This is a genomic window from Kitasatospora sp. NPDC056800 (assembly GCF_042789775.1).
Classification (GTDB): Bacteria; Actinomycetota; Actinomycetes; order Streptomycetales; family Streptomycetaceae; genus Kitasatospora.
Map to the genome: position 1 here is coordinate 1 of NZ_JBHUAL010000030.1, position 18,322 is coordinate 18,322.

At 74.2% G+C, this 18,322-nt stretch carries 12 protein-coding genes; 8 read left to right on the plus strand and 4 right to left on the minus strand.

What is annotated here, in order from left to right; all coding sequences use genetic code 11:
• Window positions 1-44 precede the first annotated feature (44 nt).
• The gene (locus ACFRQN_RS09890; RefSeq protein WP_049650436.1) at window positions 45-554 is read left to right on the plus strand and encodes a GNAT family N-acetyltransferase; all 510 of its coding nucleotides are present in this window, start codon (window positions 45-47) and stop codon (window positions 552-554) included.
• A 56-nt stretch (window positions 555-610) separates the two neighbouring features.
• Here the strand turns inward: ACFRQN_RS09890 and ACFRQN_RS09895 are convergent, their stop codons facing one another.
• The 4 genes from ACFRQN_RS09895 to ACFRQN_RS09910 form a co-directional block, all read right to left on the minus strand.
• Window positions 611-2,986 (minus strand): ATP-binding cassette domain-containing protein, encoded by a 2,376-nt coding sequence (locus tag ACFRQN_RS09895; protein WP_380739550.1) that lies wholly within the window; start codon window positions 2,984-2,986, stop codon window positions 611-613.
• Between the two features lie 227 nt (window positions 2,987-3,213).
• On the minus strand, window positions 3,214-3,627 hold the full coding sequence (locus ACFRQN_RS09900; RefSeq protein WP_074003736.1) for a VOC family protein: 414 nt from the start codon (window positions 3,625-3,627) through the stop codon (window positions 3,214-3,216).
• 167 nt (window positions 3,628-3,794) lie between these two features.
• Window positions 3,795-5,018 (minus strand): C40 family peptidase, encoded by a 1,224-nt coding sequence (locus tag ACFRQN_RS09905; protein WP_380739552.1) that lies wholly within the window; start codon window positions 5,016-5,018, stop codon window positions 3,795-3,797.
• Between the two features lie 192 nt (window positions 5,019-5,210).
• A complete protein-coding gene (locus tag ACFRQN_RS09910) occupies window positions 5,211-6,461 on the minus strand; it encodes a cytochrome P450 (RefSeq protein ID WP_380739554.1) in 1,251 nt (416 codons plus the stop codon).
• A 451-nt stretch (window positions 6,462-6,912) separates the two neighbouring features.
• Between ACFRQN_RS09910 and ACFRQN_RS09915 the strand changes: the two genes are divergently transcribed.
• The 7 genes from ACFRQN_RS09915 to ACFRQN_RS09945 all read left to right on the plus strand — a co-directional run bounded on the left by ACFRQN_RS09915 (window position 6,913) and on the right by ACFRQN_RS09945 (window position 18,305).
• On the plus strand, window positions 6,913-8,940 hold the full coding sequence (locus ACFRQN_RS09915; protein ID WP_380739556.1) for a HelD family protein: 2,028 nt from the start codon (window positions 6,913-6,915) through the stop codon (window positions 8,938-8,940).
• 269 nt (window positions 8,941-9,209) lie between these two features.
• Window positions 9,210-10,847 (plus strand): acyclic terpene utilization AtuA family protein, encoded by a 1,638-nt coding sequence (locus ACFRQN_RS09920; RefSeq protein WP_241853000.1) that lies wholly within the window; start codon window positions 9,210-9,212, stop codon window positions 10,845-10,847.
• Window positions 10,844-12,442: an acyl-CoA carboxylase subunit beta gene (locus ACFRQN_RS09925; RefSeq protein ID WP_049650431.1), complete on the plus strand. Its 1,599-nt coding sequence runs from the start codon at window positions 10,844-10,846 to the stop codon at window positions 12,440-12,442. Before ACFRQN_RS09920 ends, ACFRQN_RS09925 begins: the two co-directional genes overlap by 4 nt.
• 13 nt (window positions 12,443-12,455) lie before the next feature.
• On the plus strand, window positions 12,456-14,396 hold the full coding sequence (locus ACFRQN_RS09930) for an acetyl/propionyl/methylcrotonyl-CoA carboxylase subunit alpha (protein ID WP_380739558.1): 1,941 nt from the start codon (window positions 12,456-12,458) through the stop codon (window positions 14,394-14,396).
• Window positions 14,397-14,409: 13 nt separating this feature from the next.
• Window positions 14,410-15,579 carry an acyl-CoA dehydrogenase family protein gene (locus tag ACFRQN_RS09935; protein WP_380739560.1) on the plus strand — a complete coding sequence of 390 codons (1,170 nt, stop codon included), beginning with the start codon at window positions 14,410-14,412 and terminating at the stop codon, window positions 15,577-15,579.
• Window positions 15,580-15,972: 393 nt separating this feature from the next.
• Window positions 15,973-17,571, plus strand: coding sequence for a 4-coumarate--CoA ligase family protein (locus tag ACFRQN_RS09940; protein ID WP_049659698.1), 1,599 nt, complete (start codon window positions 15,973-15,975; stop codon window positions 17,569-17,571).
• A 113-nt stretch (window positions 17,572-17,684) separates the two neighbouring features.
• Entirely contained in the window at window positions 17,685-18,305 is a 621-nt protein-coding gene (locus ACFRQN_RS09945; RefSeq protein WP_049655195.1) for a TetR/AcrR family transcriptional regulator, read from the plus strand.
• Window positions 18,306-18,322: the final 17 nt, after the last annotated feature.

An 18,322-nucleotide genomic window follows, 5' to 3' on the forward strand; every position in this document is an offset into this window, starting at 1 on the left:
GGTGATCACCGGCGGCGGAGGCAGCGCCGTGTGACGGGGAGACGATGGACCACCGGATCGAGCGGATCGGACGCGAGGACTGGCAGCGCCTGCGGAAGGTACGGCTGGCCCAACTCCTCGACACGCCCCTGGCGTTCGGCGAGACCCACGAGTACGCGAGCCACCAGGGCGAGGGCAACTGGCGGGCCCGCTGCAACTGGGTCAACGAGCCCGACAAGCTCGGCCTGGTCGCGGTGGACGCCACGGGGGAGTGGGTCGCCACCATGCTGTCCGTCCCGAACCGGGAGCAGCCCGGCGCGCTCGACCTGATCGGCGTCTGGGTGGACCCGGCGCACCGCGGCCGCGGGCACGGCGTCGCCGACGCCCTGCTGGACGCGGTGCTCGCCTGGGCGCGGGTCCGCGGCGCCGGGCGGATGCTGCTCGGGGTGCACGAGGCCAACCCCCGCGCCGCCGCCTTCTACCTGCGGCGCGGGTTCGTCCACACCGGCGGGTCCACGCCGTACGTGCTGGACCCCTCGGCGCGGATCCTGGAGATGGCCCTCCCGCTGGACTGACCGGCCCGGCGGGAGGGCCCCGGCTCCGCGCAGGCGCGGCGCGGAGTCGGTACGGCTCAGCCCAGGTACCGGGCCAGCGCCTCGCCGGTCAGCGTGGAGCGAGCGGCGACCAGCTCGGCCGGGGTGCCCTCGAAGACCACCCGACCGCCGTCGTGGCCGGCACCCGGCCCGAGGTCGATGATCCAGTCGGCGTGCGCCATCACCGCCGGGTGGTGCTCGATCACGATGACCGACTTGCCGGACTCGACCAGCCGGTCCAGCAGCCCCAGCAACTGCTCGACGTCGGCCAGGTGCAGGCCGGTGGTCGGCTCGTCCAGCACGTAGACGCCGCCCTTGTCCGCCATGTGGGTGGCCAGCTTGAGCCGCTGCCGCTCGCCGCCGGAGAGCGTGGTCAGCGGCTGGCCGAGGCTCAGGTAGCCGAGCCCGACGTCGGCCAGCCGCTCCAGGATCCGGTGCGCGGCCGGGAGCTTCGCCTCGCCCGAGCCGAAGAACTCCTCCGCCTCGGTCACCGACATCGCCAGCACCTCGGCGATGTCCCGCCCGCCCAGGTGGTACTCCAGCACCGCCGGCTGGTAGCGCTTGCCCTCGCAGTCCTCGCAGGTGGTGGCCACCCCGGCCATCATCGCCAGGTCGGTGTAGACCACCCCGGCGCCGTTGCAGGTCGGGCAGGCGCCCTCGGAGTTGGCGCTGAACAGGGCCGGCTTCACGCCGTTGGCCTTGGCGAAGGCCTTGCGGACGGGTTCGAGCAGCCCGGTGTAGGTGGCCGGGTTGCTGCGCCGGGAGCCCTTGATCGCCCCCTGGTCGACCGAGACCACGCCCTCGTCGGCCGGGATCGAGCCGTGGATCAGCGAGCTCTTGCCGGAGCCCGCCACCCCGGTCACCACCGTGAGCACCCCGAGCGGGACGTCCACGTCCACGTCCCGCAGGTTGTGGGTGCTCGCGCCGCGGATCTCCAGCGCGCCGGTGGGCTTCCGCACGGCCTCGCGCAGCGCCGTCCGGTCGGACAGGTGGCGGCCGGTCACCGTGCCGCCGGCGCGCAGCCCCGCCACGTCGCCCTCGTAGCAGACCGTGCCGCCGGCCGCACCGGCCCCCGGACCGAGGTCGACCACGTGGTCGGCGATCGCGATGGTCTGCGGCTTGTGCTCCACCACCAGCACCGTGTTGCCCTTGTCCCGCAGGCGCAGCAGCAGCCGGTTCATCCGGTCGATGTCGTGCGGGTGCAGGCCGGTGGTGGGCTCGTCGAAGACGTACGTGGTGTCGGTGAGCGAGGAGCCGAGGTGGCGGATCATCTTGACCCGCTGCGCCTCGCCGCCGGACAGCGTGCCGGAGGGGCGGTCCAGCGAGAGGTAGCCGAGGCCGATCTCCACGAAGGAGTCGAGGGCCTGCCGGAGCGTGCCGAGCAGCGGCGCCACCGAGGGCTCGTCGAGGTCGCGGACCCAGGCGGCGAGGTCGCTGATCTGCATCGCGCAGGCGTCGGCGATGCTGATCCCGGCGATCTTCGAGGACCGGGCCGCCGCGCTGAGCCGGGTGCCCTCGCAGTCGGGGCAGGCGGTGAAGGTCACGGCCCGCTCCACGAAGGCCCGGATGTGCGGCTGCAGCGCCTCCTTGTCCTTGGAGAGCATCGACTTCTGGATCTTGGGGATCAGGCCCTCGTAGGTGAGGTTGACGCCGTTGACCTTGACCTTGGTCGGCTCCCGGTACAGGAAGTCCTGCATCTCCTTCTTGGTGAACTTCCGGATCGGCTTGTCCGGGTCGAGGAACCCCGAGTTGGCGTAGACGCCGACCGTCCACCAGCTGTCGGTCTTCCAGCCGGGGATGGTGAACGCGCCCTCGGAGATCGACTTGCTGTCGTCGTACAGCTGGCTGAGGTCGATGTCCGAGACGCTGCCGCGGCCCTCGCAGCGCGGGCACATGCCGCCGGTGATGCTGAAGCTGCGCCGCTCCTTGACCGTCTTGCCGCCGCGCTCGACGGTGACGGCGCCGGCCCCGCTGATCGACGGGACGTTGAAGGAGAAGGCCTTGGGGGAGCCGATGTGCGGGGTGCCGAGGCGGCTGAACAGGATGCGCAGCATCGCGTTGGCGTCGGTGGCGGTGCCGACGGTGGAGCGCGGGTCGGCGCCCATCCGCTGCTGGTCGACGATGATCGCGGTGGTCAGGCCCTCGAGGACGTCCACCTCGGGGCGGGCCAGGGTGGGCATGAAGCCCTGGACGAAGGCGCTGTAGGTCTCGTTGATCAGCCGCTGGGACTCGGCGGCGACGGTGTCGAAGACCAGCGAGCTCTTGCCCGAGCCGGACACCCCGGTGAACACCGTCAGCCGGCGCTTGGGGATGTCGATGCTGACGTCCTTGAGGTTGTTCTCGCGCGCGCCGTGCACGCGGATCAGGTCGTGGCTGTCGGCGACGTGCGGCTGCGCGTCCGTCCGCTTGGGCATCGTTCTCTTCGCTCCCTGGCTCTCGGCGGTCTCTCGGGGGTCTCTCTGAGGCCTCTCCGGGGGAGGGGCCGGCGGGCCCGCCCCGCTGCCGCCGTCGGTGTGCTCGAACCCTTCGATCCAACCATCGATCCGGCCGGGATCGAACGGCTTTCGGGTGCGGCCGACGGCGGGGAGGGCCGGGCCCCGGCGCCCTCGGGCCGGGCCGGGCTTGTCCCGGCCCAGCCGGCTCAGCTCAGCTCGTTGAAGCGGACCATGGTGCCCGCCGGGTCGCGGAAGGCGCAGTCGCGGACGCCGTACGGCTGCCTGGTCGGCTCCTGGACCAGCTCGGCGCCGCCGGACTTCAGCCGGTCGAAGACGCCGTCCAGGTCGCGGGTGCCCAGGACGACCCGGGCGTAGGTGCCCTTGGCCATCATCTCGGTGATGGTCCGCTGCTCCTCCTCGGTGCGGCCCGGGTCGGCGGAGGCCGGCTCCAGCACCAGGGAGACGTCCGGCTGGCCGACCGGGCCGACGGTGATCCAGCGCATCGGGCCGCCGCCGACGTCGCTGCGCACCTCGAAGCCGAGCAGGTCGCGGTAGAAGGCGAGGGAGGCCTCGGGGTCGGTGTGCGGGAGGAAGGTCCAGTGAATGGTGAGGTCGCTCATGACTGCAACGCTAGGCGCGCACCCCGGCCGCGCGCTTCTCGAATCCTGATCGCTTCCCGTCCCTCCCCGCGGCGCTCCCCGCGTCCCTCCCCGGGGCGCTCCTCGGGGAGGAACGACCGCGCCGGCCGCCTCGGGGGAGACGGCCGGCGCGGGGCGGAGGGGGCTTCCTAGCAGTCGGGGATGGTCGTGCCGTTGTTGTCCTTGGCGGTGTCGTTGCCCCAGCGGGAGAGGTAGAACGCGGAGACCCACTGGCCCGTGGGGCCCCCGTCGGCGTCGGTCTTCAGCCACCAGTGGTTGACGCTGCCGCCGTTGGAGACCTCACGGCCCCAGGCCTTGCAGTAGACGTAGTTCGTCCCCTGGTTCAGCGTCCCGGTGGCGTTGGTGGAGGTCGGCGAGGAGTAGACGCTCGCGCTCGCGAAGGTGTCCACCCAGTACTTGCCGGTGGCGGGCGGGGTGCCGCCGCCGGGGCAGGTGGGGATGGTCGTGCCGTTGTTGTCCTTGGCGGTGTCGTTGCCCCAGCGGGACAGGTAGAACGCGGACACCCACTGGCCGCCGGGGCCGGAGTCCGGGTCGGTCTTCAGCCACCAGTGGTTGAAGGCGCTGCCGTTGGAGACCTCGCGGCCCCAGGCCTTGCAGTAGACGTAGTTGGTGCCCTGGTACAGCGTCCCGGTGCTGGTGGTGGAGGTCGGGGAGCCGTACACCGGCGCGTTGGCGAGGGTGTCCACCCAGTACTGGCCGCTGTTCGACGGGGGCGTGGTCGGCGGCGGGGTGGTGGAGCCGGGGCCGTACAGCCGGATGGCGCCGTAGTAGTCGCCGTGCGAGGAGAGCGCCGCCACCTGGACGTAGCCGCCGGAGTAGGGGGCCTCGACTATCCAGCCCTGCCCGAGGTACATCGCGACGTGGTGGATGGTGGAGGCGGTGTTGCCGAAGTACACCAGGTCGCCGGGGAGCAGCGGTGCGGTCCCGTCCGCCCGGTAGTAGCGGGCGACGGCGCGGGAGGTCGGCCACTGGGTCCGGGTGGTGCCGTTGATGACGTCGTCGCCGACCGCCAGGTCGTAGGCGTAGCGGACCATGCCGGAGCAGTCCAGGCCGCGGACGTTGCAGTCGTTGGGGGCGCCGTTGGCGGGGTCGCAGAGGCCGTACGTCGGGCCGGGCTGCGAGCCGTGGCCGCCGCCCCACGAGTACGGGGTGCCGATCAGCCCGCAGGCGGAGCGGACGGCGGCGGTCGCCTGCGGCGCCGCACCGGTGGAGAGCACCCCGCAGGCGGGCGCCGCCTCGGCCGCGCCGGCACCGGCGAAGAACACTCCGACCGACACCAGCAGCGACAGCAGGGCCGCCCACCGCAGCGGGGCGACCAGCCACCGCGACAGAACGTTTACGCGCGTAGTCATGGTCGCGAATACTTCCGGAGCCGCTGACTCCGGGTCAATGGTCCTGTCCCCCATACCTCCTGTGGTCCGCACACTTGCCGGTGTGCAGGTCACGGGCACGACTACCGGCAACAAGGGGGCAGCCCGGCGCGGACGTGCCGCAGCGGCCGCCGGGCCGGGCTGCTCGCCCCCGGGTGGCACCGGGGCGGGCCGTCACACCCCGGCGGCCAGGGCGGGCGTCGGGACGACCCAGAGCTCGGCGGGGCCGTTGATGATGGCGGACTCCAGCCGGGGCGGCGTCGGACGGGACGGGTCCAGGGCGCTGTCGGGGTAGGCGCCGAACAGGCCCTCCAGGGCCACCTCGGTCTCCAGTCGGGCGAGCGGCGCGCCGAGGCAGAAGTGCGGGCCGTAGCCGAAGGCCAGGTGCTCCTTGTCGGGGCGCGTCGGGTCGAAGTCGTCCGGCCGCTCCGGGTGGACCTCCGGGTCCCGGCCGGCCGCGCCGAAGCCGAGCAGGATCGGCTCGCCCCGCCGGATGACCACGCCCTCGCCCAGGTCGACGTCCTCCAGCGGGTAGCGGAGCGGGAGGTGCATCGCCGGGCTCTCGTAGCGCAGGGTCTCCTCGACGACGGCTTCCCAGCCGAGGGTGCCCGCGCGGACCTCGGCCAGGTGGCGGGGGTGGGCGAGGAGGGCCTGGACGGCGCTGGTGATGAGGTTGACCGCGGTCTCGTACCCGGCGCCGAGCATCAGGAAGAGGATGTCGCGGGACTCCTCCTCGCTGCGGCCGGTCCCGTCGCCGGTGTCGACGGCCGCCACGTCGCTGGCGAGGTCCGGGCCGGGGTCGCGCCGCTTGAGCGCCAGCAGCTCGGTCAGCACCACGTTGATCTCCGCGCGGGAGCGCGTCATCTGCTCGTTCGTGGCCGTCGTCGTCAGCAGGGTGTCCATCGCGGTGCCGATGGACGGCCGCATGTCGGCGGGGACGCCGAAGAGGTCGCAGATCACCGTCATGGTCAGCGGACGCGAGAGGGCGTGGCGCAGGTCCACGGCCTCGCCGGGGCCGAGCGTACGGAACGCGCCGACCAGGGCGGCGGTGGTCTTCTCGATGCCGGGCCGCAGCGCGGACACCCGGCGGGGCGCGAACGAGGGCGCCATCCGGCGCCGGGCCGAGCGGTGTTCGCCGCCGTAGAGGTTGAAGAAGTTCTGCTGGAACGCGATCGGCCCCATCGGCCAGCCCTCGGGCACCGAGGCCAGGCCGGGCCAGTGCCTGCGCGGGTCGCGGGAGATCCGCGGATCGCCGGTGAGGGCGCGGATCACCGAGCTGCGGGTCACGGACCAGGCGATGATGCCGCCGGGGAGTTCGACCCGCACGGCGGGTCCGGCGGAGCGGAGCTCGGCGTTCTGTCGGTGCGGGTCCCGGGCGGTCATGTCCAGCACCGGGCAGCGGCTGACGTCTGGATCTGGAGCCATGGTGTTGCTCCTCAGGATCTCTCGGGGTGCCCCGGGCGGGCCGTGCCGGGGCACGGTCCACCGTCTCCGGGGCCTGTGCTCCGTTGTAGAGGGGTACGGCGCGGCCGTCAACGGGGCCGCGGCCCGTCCGTGGCGTTCGGCGCCGGTCGCCGCGCCGGGTCTTTCCCCTTTTCCCGAGCACGGCACGACATCACCGGCGCCCGGGGTGGGCCCGCCCATAAGGCATACGGGCATCGGGAACGCAAATCGGCGATATGCGGAACGGCGGAATGCGTAATGCGCCGTACGGTCGGCCGTCCTGGAATCGGCGGTAAGGCCATGGCTTCACCAGGTAAGTCAAGACTTACCTTCGAGGGGCTTTGACCGTATGGTGTGGCTCGAATCGAAGGAGTCCCCCGTGTCGAATACGAATGATCCCGTTGTCCGCGCGGTTGCGTCGGAGCGGGATTATGTGTCCTCCCTGTATGAATTCCTCACCGAGCGGCTTTCCGAGGCGCGAATGCACCGGGCGGGTCTGCTGAAGGCTCCGGCGGAAAGCGCCGGTGAGGCGTACGAGAGGGAAATCGCCGCCGATCGGCTGGGCAAGGAAATTGGCCGGCTGGCGGGCGCCGAAAAGGGTCTGGTATTCGGGCGGATCGACTGGGCGGACGGCACGGCCCTGCGCATCGGGCGGATCGGACTGCACCGGGAGGAGGACGACCTGCCCCTGCTGGTGGACTGGCGTGCGAACGCGGCGCGGCCGTTCTACGAGGCGACGCCGGTCCACCCGATGGGCCTGCGGCGGCGCCGGCACCTGCGCCTGGAGGAGCGCACGGTCGTCTCGGTGAGCGACGAGCTGCTGGACGGCAGCGCCCCGACCGAGGAGGACGTCGTGGGGGACGGCCCGCTGACCGAGGCGCTGTCGGCACGGCGCACGGGCCGGATGGAGGCGGCCGTCGCCACGCTGCAGGCCGAGCAGGACGAGGTGGTCCGCTCCGCCCACCGCGGGGTGACCGTGGTGCAGGGCGGGCCGGGCACCGGAAAGACGGTGGTCGCCCTGCACCGGGCGGCCTACGTCCTGTACGCGTTCCCGCGCGCCGCGGAGGAGGGCGTCCTGGTGGTGGGCCCGAACGCCCGGTTCCTCGACTACATCTCCCAGGTCCTCCCCTCGCTCGGCGAGAACGACGTCGTCCTGGCGACCTGCCGGGAGCTGGCCGGAGTGTCGCCGGCCGCGGCGGACCGGTTCGACACGGCGCGGCTCAAGGGCGGCGCCGAGCTCGCCGACGCCCTGGCCGGCCTGCTGCGCGCCTACCAGGCCCCCGCCGGCGACTTCACCGTGCGGGTCGGACGGGAGCCGGTCCACCTGTCCGACGAGGAGGTCGCCACGGCACGCGACGCCGCCGCGGCGGCCGTACCGGGGCACAATCCCGCGCGCCAGGTGTTCAAGGAACTCCTGGTCGACGCCGTCACCGACGCGATGCGACGGGACATGGGCGACGTCCTGGAGCAGATCGACGCCGACACCGTCGCGATGACGGGCCTGGACCTCGACCGGTTCACGGGGGCCGGCCGGCACCGCGGCGAGGGCGCGGCCGACACGGGTCCGGCGCACGAGCTGGACCTGGACGCCCTCCGGGCCGATCTCCTCGACGACGCCGGCCTCGACCGGGCGGTCGAGGCGCTGTGGCCGCGGCTGGCACCCGGCGACCTCGTGCGGGCGCTCCTGACGGACGCCGACGCCCTCGCCGAGCAGCTGCCCCGCCTGACCGGGCAGGAGCGGTCCCTGCTGCTGCGCGGTCCGGACGCCCCGTGGACCGACGCCGACGTGCCGCTGCTGGACGAGGCGGCGAGCCTGGTCGACGGCCCCCCGGAGCGGACGTACGGGCACGTCGTCGTCGACGAGGCGCAGGAACTGACCGCCATGCAGTGGCGGATGATCGTCCGCCGCTGCCCGGCGCGGGCGATGACGCTGGTCGGCGACTTCGCCCAGGCGGGCCCGGTCGCGACGGCGCGCGACTGGAAGGAGGCGCTGGCCCCCCACGTCGGACCGCGGTTCAGGCTGCACGACCTGACCGTCAGCTACCGCACCACGCAGGAGATCCTGGAGAGCGTCCGGGGCCTGCTCGCGCGGATCGCCCCGGAGCAGAAGCCCACCCGGTCGCTGCGCGCCGGTGAGAGCCCCCGCACCGTGACCACGCCCCCGGACGGGTTGGCCGCCGCCGTCCTCCGGGAACTCCGGGCCCAGAGCGCCGCACACCCGGGCGAGCTGCTGGGAGTGGTCTGCGCGGACACCAGGGTGGGCGAGCTGACGGCCCGGGGCATCGCCCACCACGCGCGCGTCGTACCGGCCTCCGAGGCGCGCGGCCTGGAGTTCGACGGGGTCCTCGTCGTGGACCCGGAGGAGATCACCGCGGCCCGCCCCGGCGGGGAGCGGGACCTGTACGTGGCCCTGACCAGGGCCACCAAGCGCCTCTGCACGATCACCGTGCAGCCCGCCTGACGCGCCCCGGCGCCCGCGCCGCCGCCGCGGGCGCGCCCGGCGCGGGACGGACACCGGGGCGCGGCGGGGGCGGGGTACACCGGATCGCAGAAAACAAGCAAGCGTGATTGCTTTTTTCTGCGGGCGGTGCCACGCTGCTGGCGGTGGCGCCCGTCGAAGGGTGCGCCCAACTCACCGGCAGGGGAGGCGCATTGGTGCGCGACGGCGCGGTACTGCGGATCGGCAACGCCTCGGGGTTCTACGGGGACCGCTTCGCCGCGGTGCGGGAGATGCTCACCGGCGGGCCCCTGGACGTGCTCACCGGGGACTACCTGGCCGAGCTGACCATGCTGATCCTCGCCCGGGACCGGTTGAAGGACCCGTCGCTGGGCTACGCCCGGACCTTCCTGCGCCAGATGGAGGAGTGCCTCGGCCTGGCCCGCGAGCGCGACGTGAAGATCGTGGTCAACGCGGGCGGCCTCAACCCGGCCCGGCTCGCCGAGGAGCTGCGCGCGCTGGCCCGGCGGCTCGGCGTCGAGGCGGCCGTCGCCCACGTCGAGGGCGACGACCTGCTCCCGCGCCGGGACGAACTCGGCCTGCCGGACGGCCTGTTGGCCGCCAACGCCTACCTCGGCGGGTTCGGCATCGCCGCCTGCCTGAACGGCGGCGCCGACGTGGTGGTGACCGGCCGGGTGACGGACGCGGCGCTGGTCGTCGGCCCCGGGATCGCCCGCTTCGGCTGGACCCCGGAGGACCTGGACGCCCTGGCCGGCGCCGTGGTGGCCGGGCACGTCCTGGAGTGCGGCGCCCAGGCGACCGGCGGCAACTACGCCTTCTTCCACGAGCACGACGTGACCCGCCCCGGCTTCCCGCTGGCCGAACTGCGCGCCGACGGCTCCAGCGTGATCACCAAGCACCCGGGCACCGGCGGCGCCGTCACCACCGGCACCGTCACCGCCCAACTCCTGTACGAGACCGGCGGACCGCGCTACCTCGGCCCGGACGTCACGGCCCGGCTGGACACCGTGCGGCTCACCGAGGAGGGGCCGGACCGGGTCCGGATCGACGGCGTGCGCGGCGAGGCCCCGCCGCCCACCCTGAAGGCGGGCCTCAACCGGCTCGGCGGCCACCTCAACGAGGTGGTGTACGTCCTCACCGGCCTGGACATCGAGGCCAAGGCCGCCCTGGTGCGGCGGCAGTTCGCCGACGCGCTGCCGCCCGCCGCCCGTCCCGCCGAACTGCGCTGGACCCTCGTCCGCACCGACCACCCGGACGCCGCCACCGAGGAGACCGCCTCCGCGCTGCTGCGGCTGACCGCCCGGGACCAGGAGCCGGCCAAGGTCGGGCGCCAACTAGGCAAGGCCGCGGTCGAATCGGGGCTGTCCGGGTACCCGGGCTTCCACCTCACCGCCCCGCCCGGACCGGGCACGCCGTACGGGGTGTTCAGCGCCGTGTCCGTCGACCCGAAGGCCGTCGAGCACACCGCCGTCCTGCCGGACGGCCGCCGGATCGCCGTCCCGCCGGCGCCCGTCACCGGCCACACGGCCCAACCCGACCGGCCCGAAGCCGAGTTGCCCGAACCGCTCCCCGAGGGCCCGACCCGGCGGGCCCCGCTCGGCCTGGTGGTCGGCGCCCGCAGCGGCGACAAGGGCGGGGACGCCAACCTCGGCGTCTGGGCCCGCTCGGAGGACGGCTGGCGCTGGCTGGCGCACGTCTTCACCGTGGAGAAGCTGCGCGAACTCCTGCCCGAGACCGAGGAGTTGCCCGTCGCCAGGCACCTGCTGCCGAACCTGCGGGCGGTCAACTTCACCCTCACCGGCCTGCTCGGCGAGGGCGTCGCCGCCCGGCACCGCTTCGACCCGCAGGCCAAGGCCCTCGGGGAGTGGCTGCGCGCCCGCCACCTCGACATCCCGGAGGTCCTGCTGTGACCGTCCTGCCCACCCGCGTCGACCCGGCCGGGCCCGAGTACGCCGGGCACCGCGCCGCGATGGTCGCCAAGCTCGCCGAGCTCGACGCCGAGCACGCCAAGGCGCTGGCGGGCGGCGGCCCCCGGTACGTGGAGCGCCACCGCGGGCGCGGCAAGCTGCTGGCCCGCGAGCGGATCGAGCTGCTGGTCGACCCGGACTCCCCGTTCCTGGAGCTGTCCCCGCTGGCCGCCTGGGGGAGCGACTACCCGGTGGGCGCGGCCCTGGTCACCGGCATCGGGGTGGTCGAGGGCGTCGAGTGCGTGATCACCGCCAACGACCCGACGGTGCGCGGCGGCGCCAGCAACCCCTGGACCCTCCGCAAGGCCCTGCGGGCCAACGAGATCGCGCTGGAGAACCGCCTCCCGCTGGTCAACCTGGTCGAGTCCGGCGGCGCCGACCTGCCCAGCCAGAAGGAGATCTTCATCCCCGGCGGCGCCCTGTTCCGCGACCTCACCCGGCTCTCCGCCGCCGGAATCCCCACCGTGGCCGTGGTGTTCGGCAACTCGACGGCCGGCGGCGCCTACGTGCCCGGCATGTCCGACCACACCGTGCTGGTCAAGGAGCGCGCCAAGGTCTTCCTCGGCGGCCCGCCGCTGGTGCGGATGGCCACCGGCGAGGAGGCCGACGACGAGTCGCTCGGCGGCGCCGAGATGCACGCCCGGGTCTCCGGGCTGGCCGACCACGTCGCGGCGGACGAGGCGGACGCGCTGCGGATCGCCCGCCGGATCGTCGCCCGGCTCGACCACCGCAAGCCCGGCCCCGGCCCGGACCGGGGCGCCGAGCCGCCCAGGTACGACGAGGAGGAGCTGCTGGGCATCGTCCCGGGCGACCTCAAGGTGCCCTTCGACCCGCGCGAGGTGATCGCCCGGATCGTCGACGGCTCCGACTTCGACGAGTTCAAGCCGCTCTACGGCACCAGCCTGGCCACCGGCTGGGCGCGCCTGCACGGCTACCCGGTCGGCGTCCTGGCCAACGCCCAGGGCGTGCTGTTCAGCCAGGAGTCCCAGAAGGCCGCCCAGTTCATCCAGCTGGCGAACCGGCGGAACACCCCGCTGCTGTTCCTGCACAACACCACCGGCTACATGGTCGGCAAGGACTACGAGCAGGGCGGCATCATCAAGCACGGCGCGATGATGATCAACGCCGTGGCCAACTCCACCGTCCCGCACCTGTCCGTGCTGATGGGCGCCTCCTACGGGGCCGGCCACTACGGCATGTGCGGCCGGGCGTACGAACCGCGCTTCCTCTTCTCCTGGCCGAGCGCCAAGTCCGCCGTGATGGGCCCGCAGCAGCTCGCCGGGGTGCTGTCGATCGTCGCCCGGCAGTCGGCCGCGGCGAAGGGCCGGCCGTACGACGAGGACGCGGACGCGGCGATCCGGGCGATGGTCGAGCAGCAGATCGAGGCCGAGTCCCTGCCGGTGTTCCTGTCCGGCCGGCTCTACGACGACGGCGTCATCGACCCGCGTGACACCCGTACGGTGCTCGGCCTCTGCCTGTCCGCGATCCACAACGCCCCGGTCGAGGGCGCGCGTGGCTACGGCGTCTTCCGGATGTGAGGGACCCCAGACGATGATCACCAACCTGCTGGTCGCCAACCGGGGCGAGATCGCCCGCCGGGTCTTCCGGACCTGCCGGGAACTCGGCATCGCGACCACCGCCGTCCACTCCGACCCGGACGCCGGCGCCCCGCACGTGCGCGAGGCCGACGCCGCCGTCCGGCTGCCCGGCGCCGCGCCCGCCGACACCTACCTCCGCGCCGACCTGCTCGTCCGGGCCGCGCTCGCCGCCGGGGCCGACGCCGTCCACCCCGGGTACGGATTCCTCTCCGAGAACGCCGACTTCGCGCGGGCCGTGCTGGACGCGGGCCTGGCCTGGATCGGCCCGCCGCCCGCCGTGATCGCCGCGATGGGCTCCAAGACCGCCGCCAAACGGCTGATGGCCGAGGCCGGGGTGCCGGTGCTGGGCGCGCTCACCGAGCCCGCCGAGGCCGACCTGCCGCTGCTGGTCAAGGCCGCGGCGGGCGGCGGCGGGCGCGGCATGCGGGTCGTCCGGAGCCTGGCCGAGCTCCCCGGCGAACTGGCCGCCGCCCGCGCGGAGGCGGCCAAGGCCTTCGGCTCGGACGAGGTGTTCTGCGAGCGCTACCTGCCCGCCGGGCGGCACGTCGAGGTCCAGCTGCTGGCCGACGCCCACGGCACCGTCTGGGCGGTCGGCGACCGGGACTGCTCGCTGCAGCGGCGGCACCAGAAGGTGATCGAGGAGGCCCCGGCCCCCGGCCTGCCGCCGGAGGTCCGCGCCGAGCTGCACGCGGCGGCCCGCGCCGCGGCCCGGGCGATCGGCTACACGGGCGCCGGCACCGCCGAGTTCCTGCTCGCCGGGGACGGCCGGTTCTTCTTCCTGGAGATGAACACCCGCCTCCAGGTCGAACACCCGGTCACCGAGGCCGTCACCGGCCTGGACCTGGTGGCCCTGCAACTCGCCGTCGCCGAGGGCGCGGAGCTGCCGCCCGACCCCCCGGCCCCCGCCGGCCACGCGATCGAGGCCCGGCTCTACGCCGAGGACCCGGCCAAGGACTGGCAGCCGGCCACCGGCACCCTGCACCGGTTCGAACTGACGCTCCCGTACCAGGAGTTCACGTGTGCCGAAGCGGGCTCCGGCACCGGCCTCCGGCTGGACTCCGGCGTGGAGTCCGGCAGCGAGATCACCCCGCACTACGACGCGATGCTCGCCAAGGTGATCGCCTGGGGGCCCACCCGCGCGGCCGCCGCCCGCCGGCTCGCCGACGCGCTCGCCCGCGCCCGCGTCCACGGCCCGGCCACCAACCGGGAGCTGCTGGTCCGGGCGCTGCGCCACCCGGCCTTCCTGGCCGCGGACCTGCACACCGGCTTCCTGGCCGAGCACGCCGCCGACCTCACCGCCCCGGACACCAAGGGCGTCGACCGCGCCGCCCTGGCCGCCGCCCTCGCCGACGCCGCCGGCCGCCGCGGCGCGCTGCCCTCCGGCTGGCGCAACCTGCCCTCCCAGCCGCAGCTCAAGCGCTACCGGGCCGAGGACGGCACCGAGGCGGCCGTCCGCTACCGGCACACCCGCACCGGACTGCTGGCCGAGGACCACCCGGACGTCGAGCTCGTCGAGGCCGCGCCGGACCGGGTCGTGCTGTCCGAGGGCGGGCTGCGCCGAACCTACCGCGTCGCCCGGTACGGCGACCGGGTGCACGTCGACACCCCGGCCGGCGGCACCGCGCTCACCGCCCTGCCGCGCTTCCCCGAACCCGTCGTCCGCACCGACCCCGGCGCGCTGCTCGCCCCGATGCCCGGCACCGTCGTCCGGGTCGCCGCCGCCGTCGGGGACACCGTCACCGCCGGCCGGCCGCTGCTGGTGCTGGAGGCGATGAAGATGGAGCACCGCGTCGTCGCCCCGGTCGACGGCACCCTCGTCGAACTGCGCGCCACCCCCGGCCGGCAGGTCGAAACCGGCACCCTGCTGGCCGTCGTCCGGCCCACCGAAGCCTGAGGAAGGACCCCGCATGTCCATCGGCAGTCAGCTCCTGGAGACCCCCGAACGCCAGACCCTGCGCCGGGCCGTCAGCGACCTCGGCCGCCGTTACGGCTCCGCCTACTACCTCGCCAAGGCCCGGGCCGGCGAGCCCGCCGACGAACTGTGGGCGGAGGCCGGCAAGGCCGGCTACCTCGGCGTCAACCTGCCCGCCGAGTACGGCGGCGGGGGCGGCGGCATCACCGACCTCGCCATCGTCCTGGAGGAGCTCGGCGCCGCCGGCTGCCCGCTGCTGATGCTGATCGTCTCCCCGGCGATCTGCGGCACCGTGATCGCCCGCTACGGCACCCCGGAGCAGCAGCGGCGCTGGCTGCCCGGCCTGGCCGACGGCAGCCGCAGGATGGCCTTCGGCATCACCGAACCGGACGCCGGCTCGAACTCGCACCGGATATCCACCGTCGCCCGCCGGGACGGCGAGGACTGGCTGCTGACCGGCCGCAAGGTCTTCGTCTCCGGCATCGACCACTCCGACGCGGTGCTGTTCGTGGCCCGCACCGAGGACGCGCGGACGGGGAAGCTGAAGCCCTGCCTGTTCGTCGTCCCACGCGACACCCCCGGCTTCGAGTACCGGGCGATCCCGATGGAACTCGTCGCCCCGGAGAAGCAGTTCCAGGTCTTCCTGGACGACGTCCGGCTGCCCGCCGACGCCCTGGTCGGCGACGAGAACGCGGGCCTGCTCCAGCTGTTCGCCGGTCTCAACCCCGAGCGCGTCCTCACCGCCGCCTTCTCGCTCGGCCTCGCCCGCCAGGCCCTCGGCAAGGCCGTCGAGTACGCGAAGACCCGCACCGTCTGGTCCACCCCGATCGGCGCCCACCAGGGCCTGGCCCACCCGCTGGCCCAGTGCGCGGTGGAGATCGAACTGGCCCGGCTGATGACCCAGAAGGCCGGGCTGCTCTACGACGCGGGCGAGGACCTCGCCGCCGGGGAGGCCGCCAACATGGCCAAGTACGCGGCGGGGGAGGCCGCCGCCCGGACGGTGGACCAGGCGGTGCAGACCCTCGGCGGCAACGGCCTGACCCAGGAGTACGGGCTGGGCGCGCTGCTGACCGCCACCCGGGTCGGCCGGGTCGCCCCGGTCAGCCGCGAGATGGTGCTCAACTACGTCGCCCAGCACACCCTCGGGCTGCCGAAGTCGTACTGAGCGGCCGCCGCCGGTGGTCCTGAGCAGCCGCCGCCGTACAGGCCACCCCGGTCGGCCACCCGTTCGGTGTCGCCCGCCAGGGTGGTGCCGGCGCAGGCCTTGACGTAGCCGTCGGCGCCGGGCGCGGCCGGAGCGGCAGGAGCGGGACGGGGCCGGACAGGGGCCCCACAGCGGGGAGTTCCGGGGACGGGGCCGCTCCCGGAGGCGGGCGGCCGTGGTGCGCACCCTCCGGTCGGGCGCCCCCCGGGAGCGACCGTGCCACGGATGGTCCATTACGGGTTCCCCACAATGGCCGAGCCAGGCCCCCTACTGTCCGTATGCTCCTGAACGCGCCCCGCACGGAACTGCTAGCCGGTTTTGTTGCTACGTCAACTTCCATACTGGAGGCCCACCTTGGTGTTCCGAAGCGAGTTCCCCGACGTTGCCGTGGTCGACCTGCCGATCCACGAGGCGGTGCTCGGCGCCGCGGCGAAGTACGGCGACCGCCCGGCCCTGATCGACGGCGTCACCGGCGAGACCACCAGCTACGCCCAACTCGCCGACGCCGTCGAGCGGGTGGCCGCCGGACTGGCCGAGACAGGCGTCCGCCGCGGCGACGTCGTCGCCCTCTTCAGCCCCAACTCGACCGCCTACCCGATGGCCTACTACGGCGCGACCAGGGCCGGCGCCACCGTCACCACCGTCTCGTCCTTCGCCACCCCCGCCGACCTCGCCGGCCAGCTGCGCGACAGCGGCGCCCGCTGGCTCGTCACCGTCTCCCGCTTCCTGCCGACCGCCCGTGCGGCCGCCGAACTCCTCGCCGAACAGGGCCGCCCGCTGGCCGAGACCGTCGTCCTGGACGGCGCCGAGGGCCACCGCTCGCTCGCCGACCTGCTGGCCGCCACCGGCCCCGCCCCCGAGGTCGCCATCGACCCGGGCGAGGACATCGCCGTACTGCCGTACTCCAGCGGCACCACCGGCCTGCCCAAGGGCGTGATGCTCACCCACCGCTCGATCGCCACCAACCTCTCCCAGTGCGACGCCCTCTACCGCCCCGCCGAGGGCGAACGGGTCCTCGCCGTCCTGCCGTTCTTCCACATCTACGGACTGGCCGCACTGCTCAACCAGCCGCTGCGCTGCGGCGCCACCGTGGTCGTGCTGCCCCGCTTCGACCTGGAGCAGTTCTGCCGCACCGTCCAGGAGCACCGGGTGCAGGCCCTGGTGGTGGCCCCGCCGATCGCCCTCGCGCTGGCCCGGCACCCCGTCGTCGAGCAGTACGACCTCTCCTCGGTCGAGTACCTGCTGTGCGCCGCCGCCCCGCTCGACCACGAACTCGCCGACGCCTGCGCCCGGCGCCTGGGCCTGCCGCACCTGCTCCAGGGCTACGGCATGACCGAGCTCTCCCCGGTCACCCATGTCGTCTCCCCGCGCGAGGGCGACCCCTCGCCCGGCTCGGTCGGCCGGATGGTCCCCTCCACCGAGCTGCGGATCACCGCCCTGGACGGCTCCGACGGCGACCTCGGGCCCGGCGAGCCCGGCGAGCTGCTGATCCGCGGCCCGCAGGTGATGAAGGGCTACTTCGGCCGCCCCTCCGAGACCGCCGCGGTGGTCGACGCCGAGGGCTGGCTGCACACCGGCGACGTCGGCTTCGTGGACGAGCGCGGCTACCTGTACATCGTCGACCGGGTCAAGGAGCTGATCAAGTACAAGGGCTACCAGGTCGCCCCCGCCGAACTGGAGGCCGTCCTGCTCGGCCACCCGCAGATCACCGACGCCGCCGTGATCGGCGTCCCGGACGCCGAGGGCACCGAGTGCCCCAAGGCCTTCGTGGTCCGCGCCCCGGGCAGCACCCTGACCGCCGAGGAGGTCACCGGGTACGTCGCCGGACAGGTCGCCCCGTACAAGAAGGTCCGCCTGGTGGAGTTCGTCGACACCGTCCCCAAGTCCGCGGCCGGCAAGATCCTGCGCCGCGAACTGCGCGCCCGCGAGGCCGGGCGCGCCGCCGCCCGCTGACCGGCCGGGGCCGCCCCGGCGGCCGGGGACCGGGGCGCGTCTGTGAGGATCGTCCCGCCGCGCCCCGACCGGCACCCGCCGCGCCCCGACCGGAACAGGAACCGCCCGCCGCCATGACCAGCCACCCCGCCGCCCGCACCCCGCAGCAGGACCGCAGCCGAGCGACCAGGGCCCGGCTGCTCGCGGCGGCCGTGGACTGCCTGGCCGAACTCGGCTGGCACGGCTCCACCGTCACCGTCGTCGCCGAACGGGCCGGGGTCTCCCGGGGCGCGGCCCAGCACCACTTCCCGACCCGCGAGGACCTCTTCACCGCGGCCGTCGAGCACGTCACCGCCGAGCGGCTGGCAGCCGTCCGCGCCCACGCGGACGAGCTGCCGACCGCCGGCCCCGACCGCACCGGGGCCGTGGTCGACATGATCGTGCGGCTCTACACCGGCCCGCTGTTCCGCGCCGCCCTGCACCTGTGGACCGCCGCCGCCACCGAGGAGGCGCTGCGCGAGCGGATCATCGCGCTGGAGGGCCACGTCGGCCGGGAGGCCCACCGGGCCGCCGTCGAGTTCCTGGACGCCGACGAGAGCCGCCCCGGGGTGCGCGAATCCGTGCAGGCCACGCTGGACCTCGCCCGCGGACTGGGCCTCGCCAACCTGCTCACCGACGACAGCCACCGACGTTCCGGCGTGATCCGGCAGTGGGCGGGCGTTCTGGAGAGTACGCTGCGGCCGGTACGCCCATGACGCCCGTACACCCGGAG

What these genes read in the sequence shown, in the direction of transcription:
- ACFRQN_RS09890 (WP_049650436.1), top strand. Translation starts at nt 45, where the DNA reads ATGGACCACCGGATCGAGCGGATCGGACGCGAGGACTGGCAGCGCCTG.
- ACFRQN_RS09895 (WP_380739550.1), bottom strand. Translation starts at nt 2,986, where the DNA reads ATGCCCAAGCGGACGGACGCGCAGCCGCACGTCGCCGACAGCCACGAC.
- ACFRQN_RS09900 (WP_074003736.1), bottom strand. Translation starts at nt 3,627, where the DNA reads ATGAGCGACCTCACCATTCACTGGACCTTCCTCCCGCACACCGACCCC.
- ACFRQN_RS09905 (WP_380739552.1), bottom strand. Translation starts at nt 5,018, where the DNA reads ATGACTACGCGCGTAAACGTTCTGTCGCGGTGGCTGGTCGCCCCGCTG.
- ACFRQN_RS09910 (WP_380739554.1), bottom strand. Translation starts at nt 6,461, where the DNA reads ATGGCTCCAGATCCAGACGTCAGCCGCTGCCCGGTGCTGGACATGACC.
- ACFRQN_RS09920 (WP_241853000.1), top strand. Translation starts at nt 9,210, where the DNA reads ATGCTCACCGGCGGGCCCCTGGACGTGCTCACCGGGGACTACCTGGCC.
- ACFRQN_RS09930 (WP_380739558.1), top strand. Translation starts at nt 12,456, where the DNA reads ATGATCACCAACCTGCTGGTCGCCAACCGGGGCGAGATCGCCCGCCGG.
- ACFRQN_RS09935 (WP_380739560.1), top strand. Translation starts at nt 14,410, where the DNA reads ATGTCCATCGGCAGTCAGCTCCTGGAGACCCCCGAACGCCAGACCCTG.
- ACFRQN_RS09945 (WP_049655195.1), top strand. Translation starts at nt 17,685, where the DNA reads ATGACCAGCCACCCCGCCGCCCGCACCCCGCAGCAGGACCGCAGCCGA.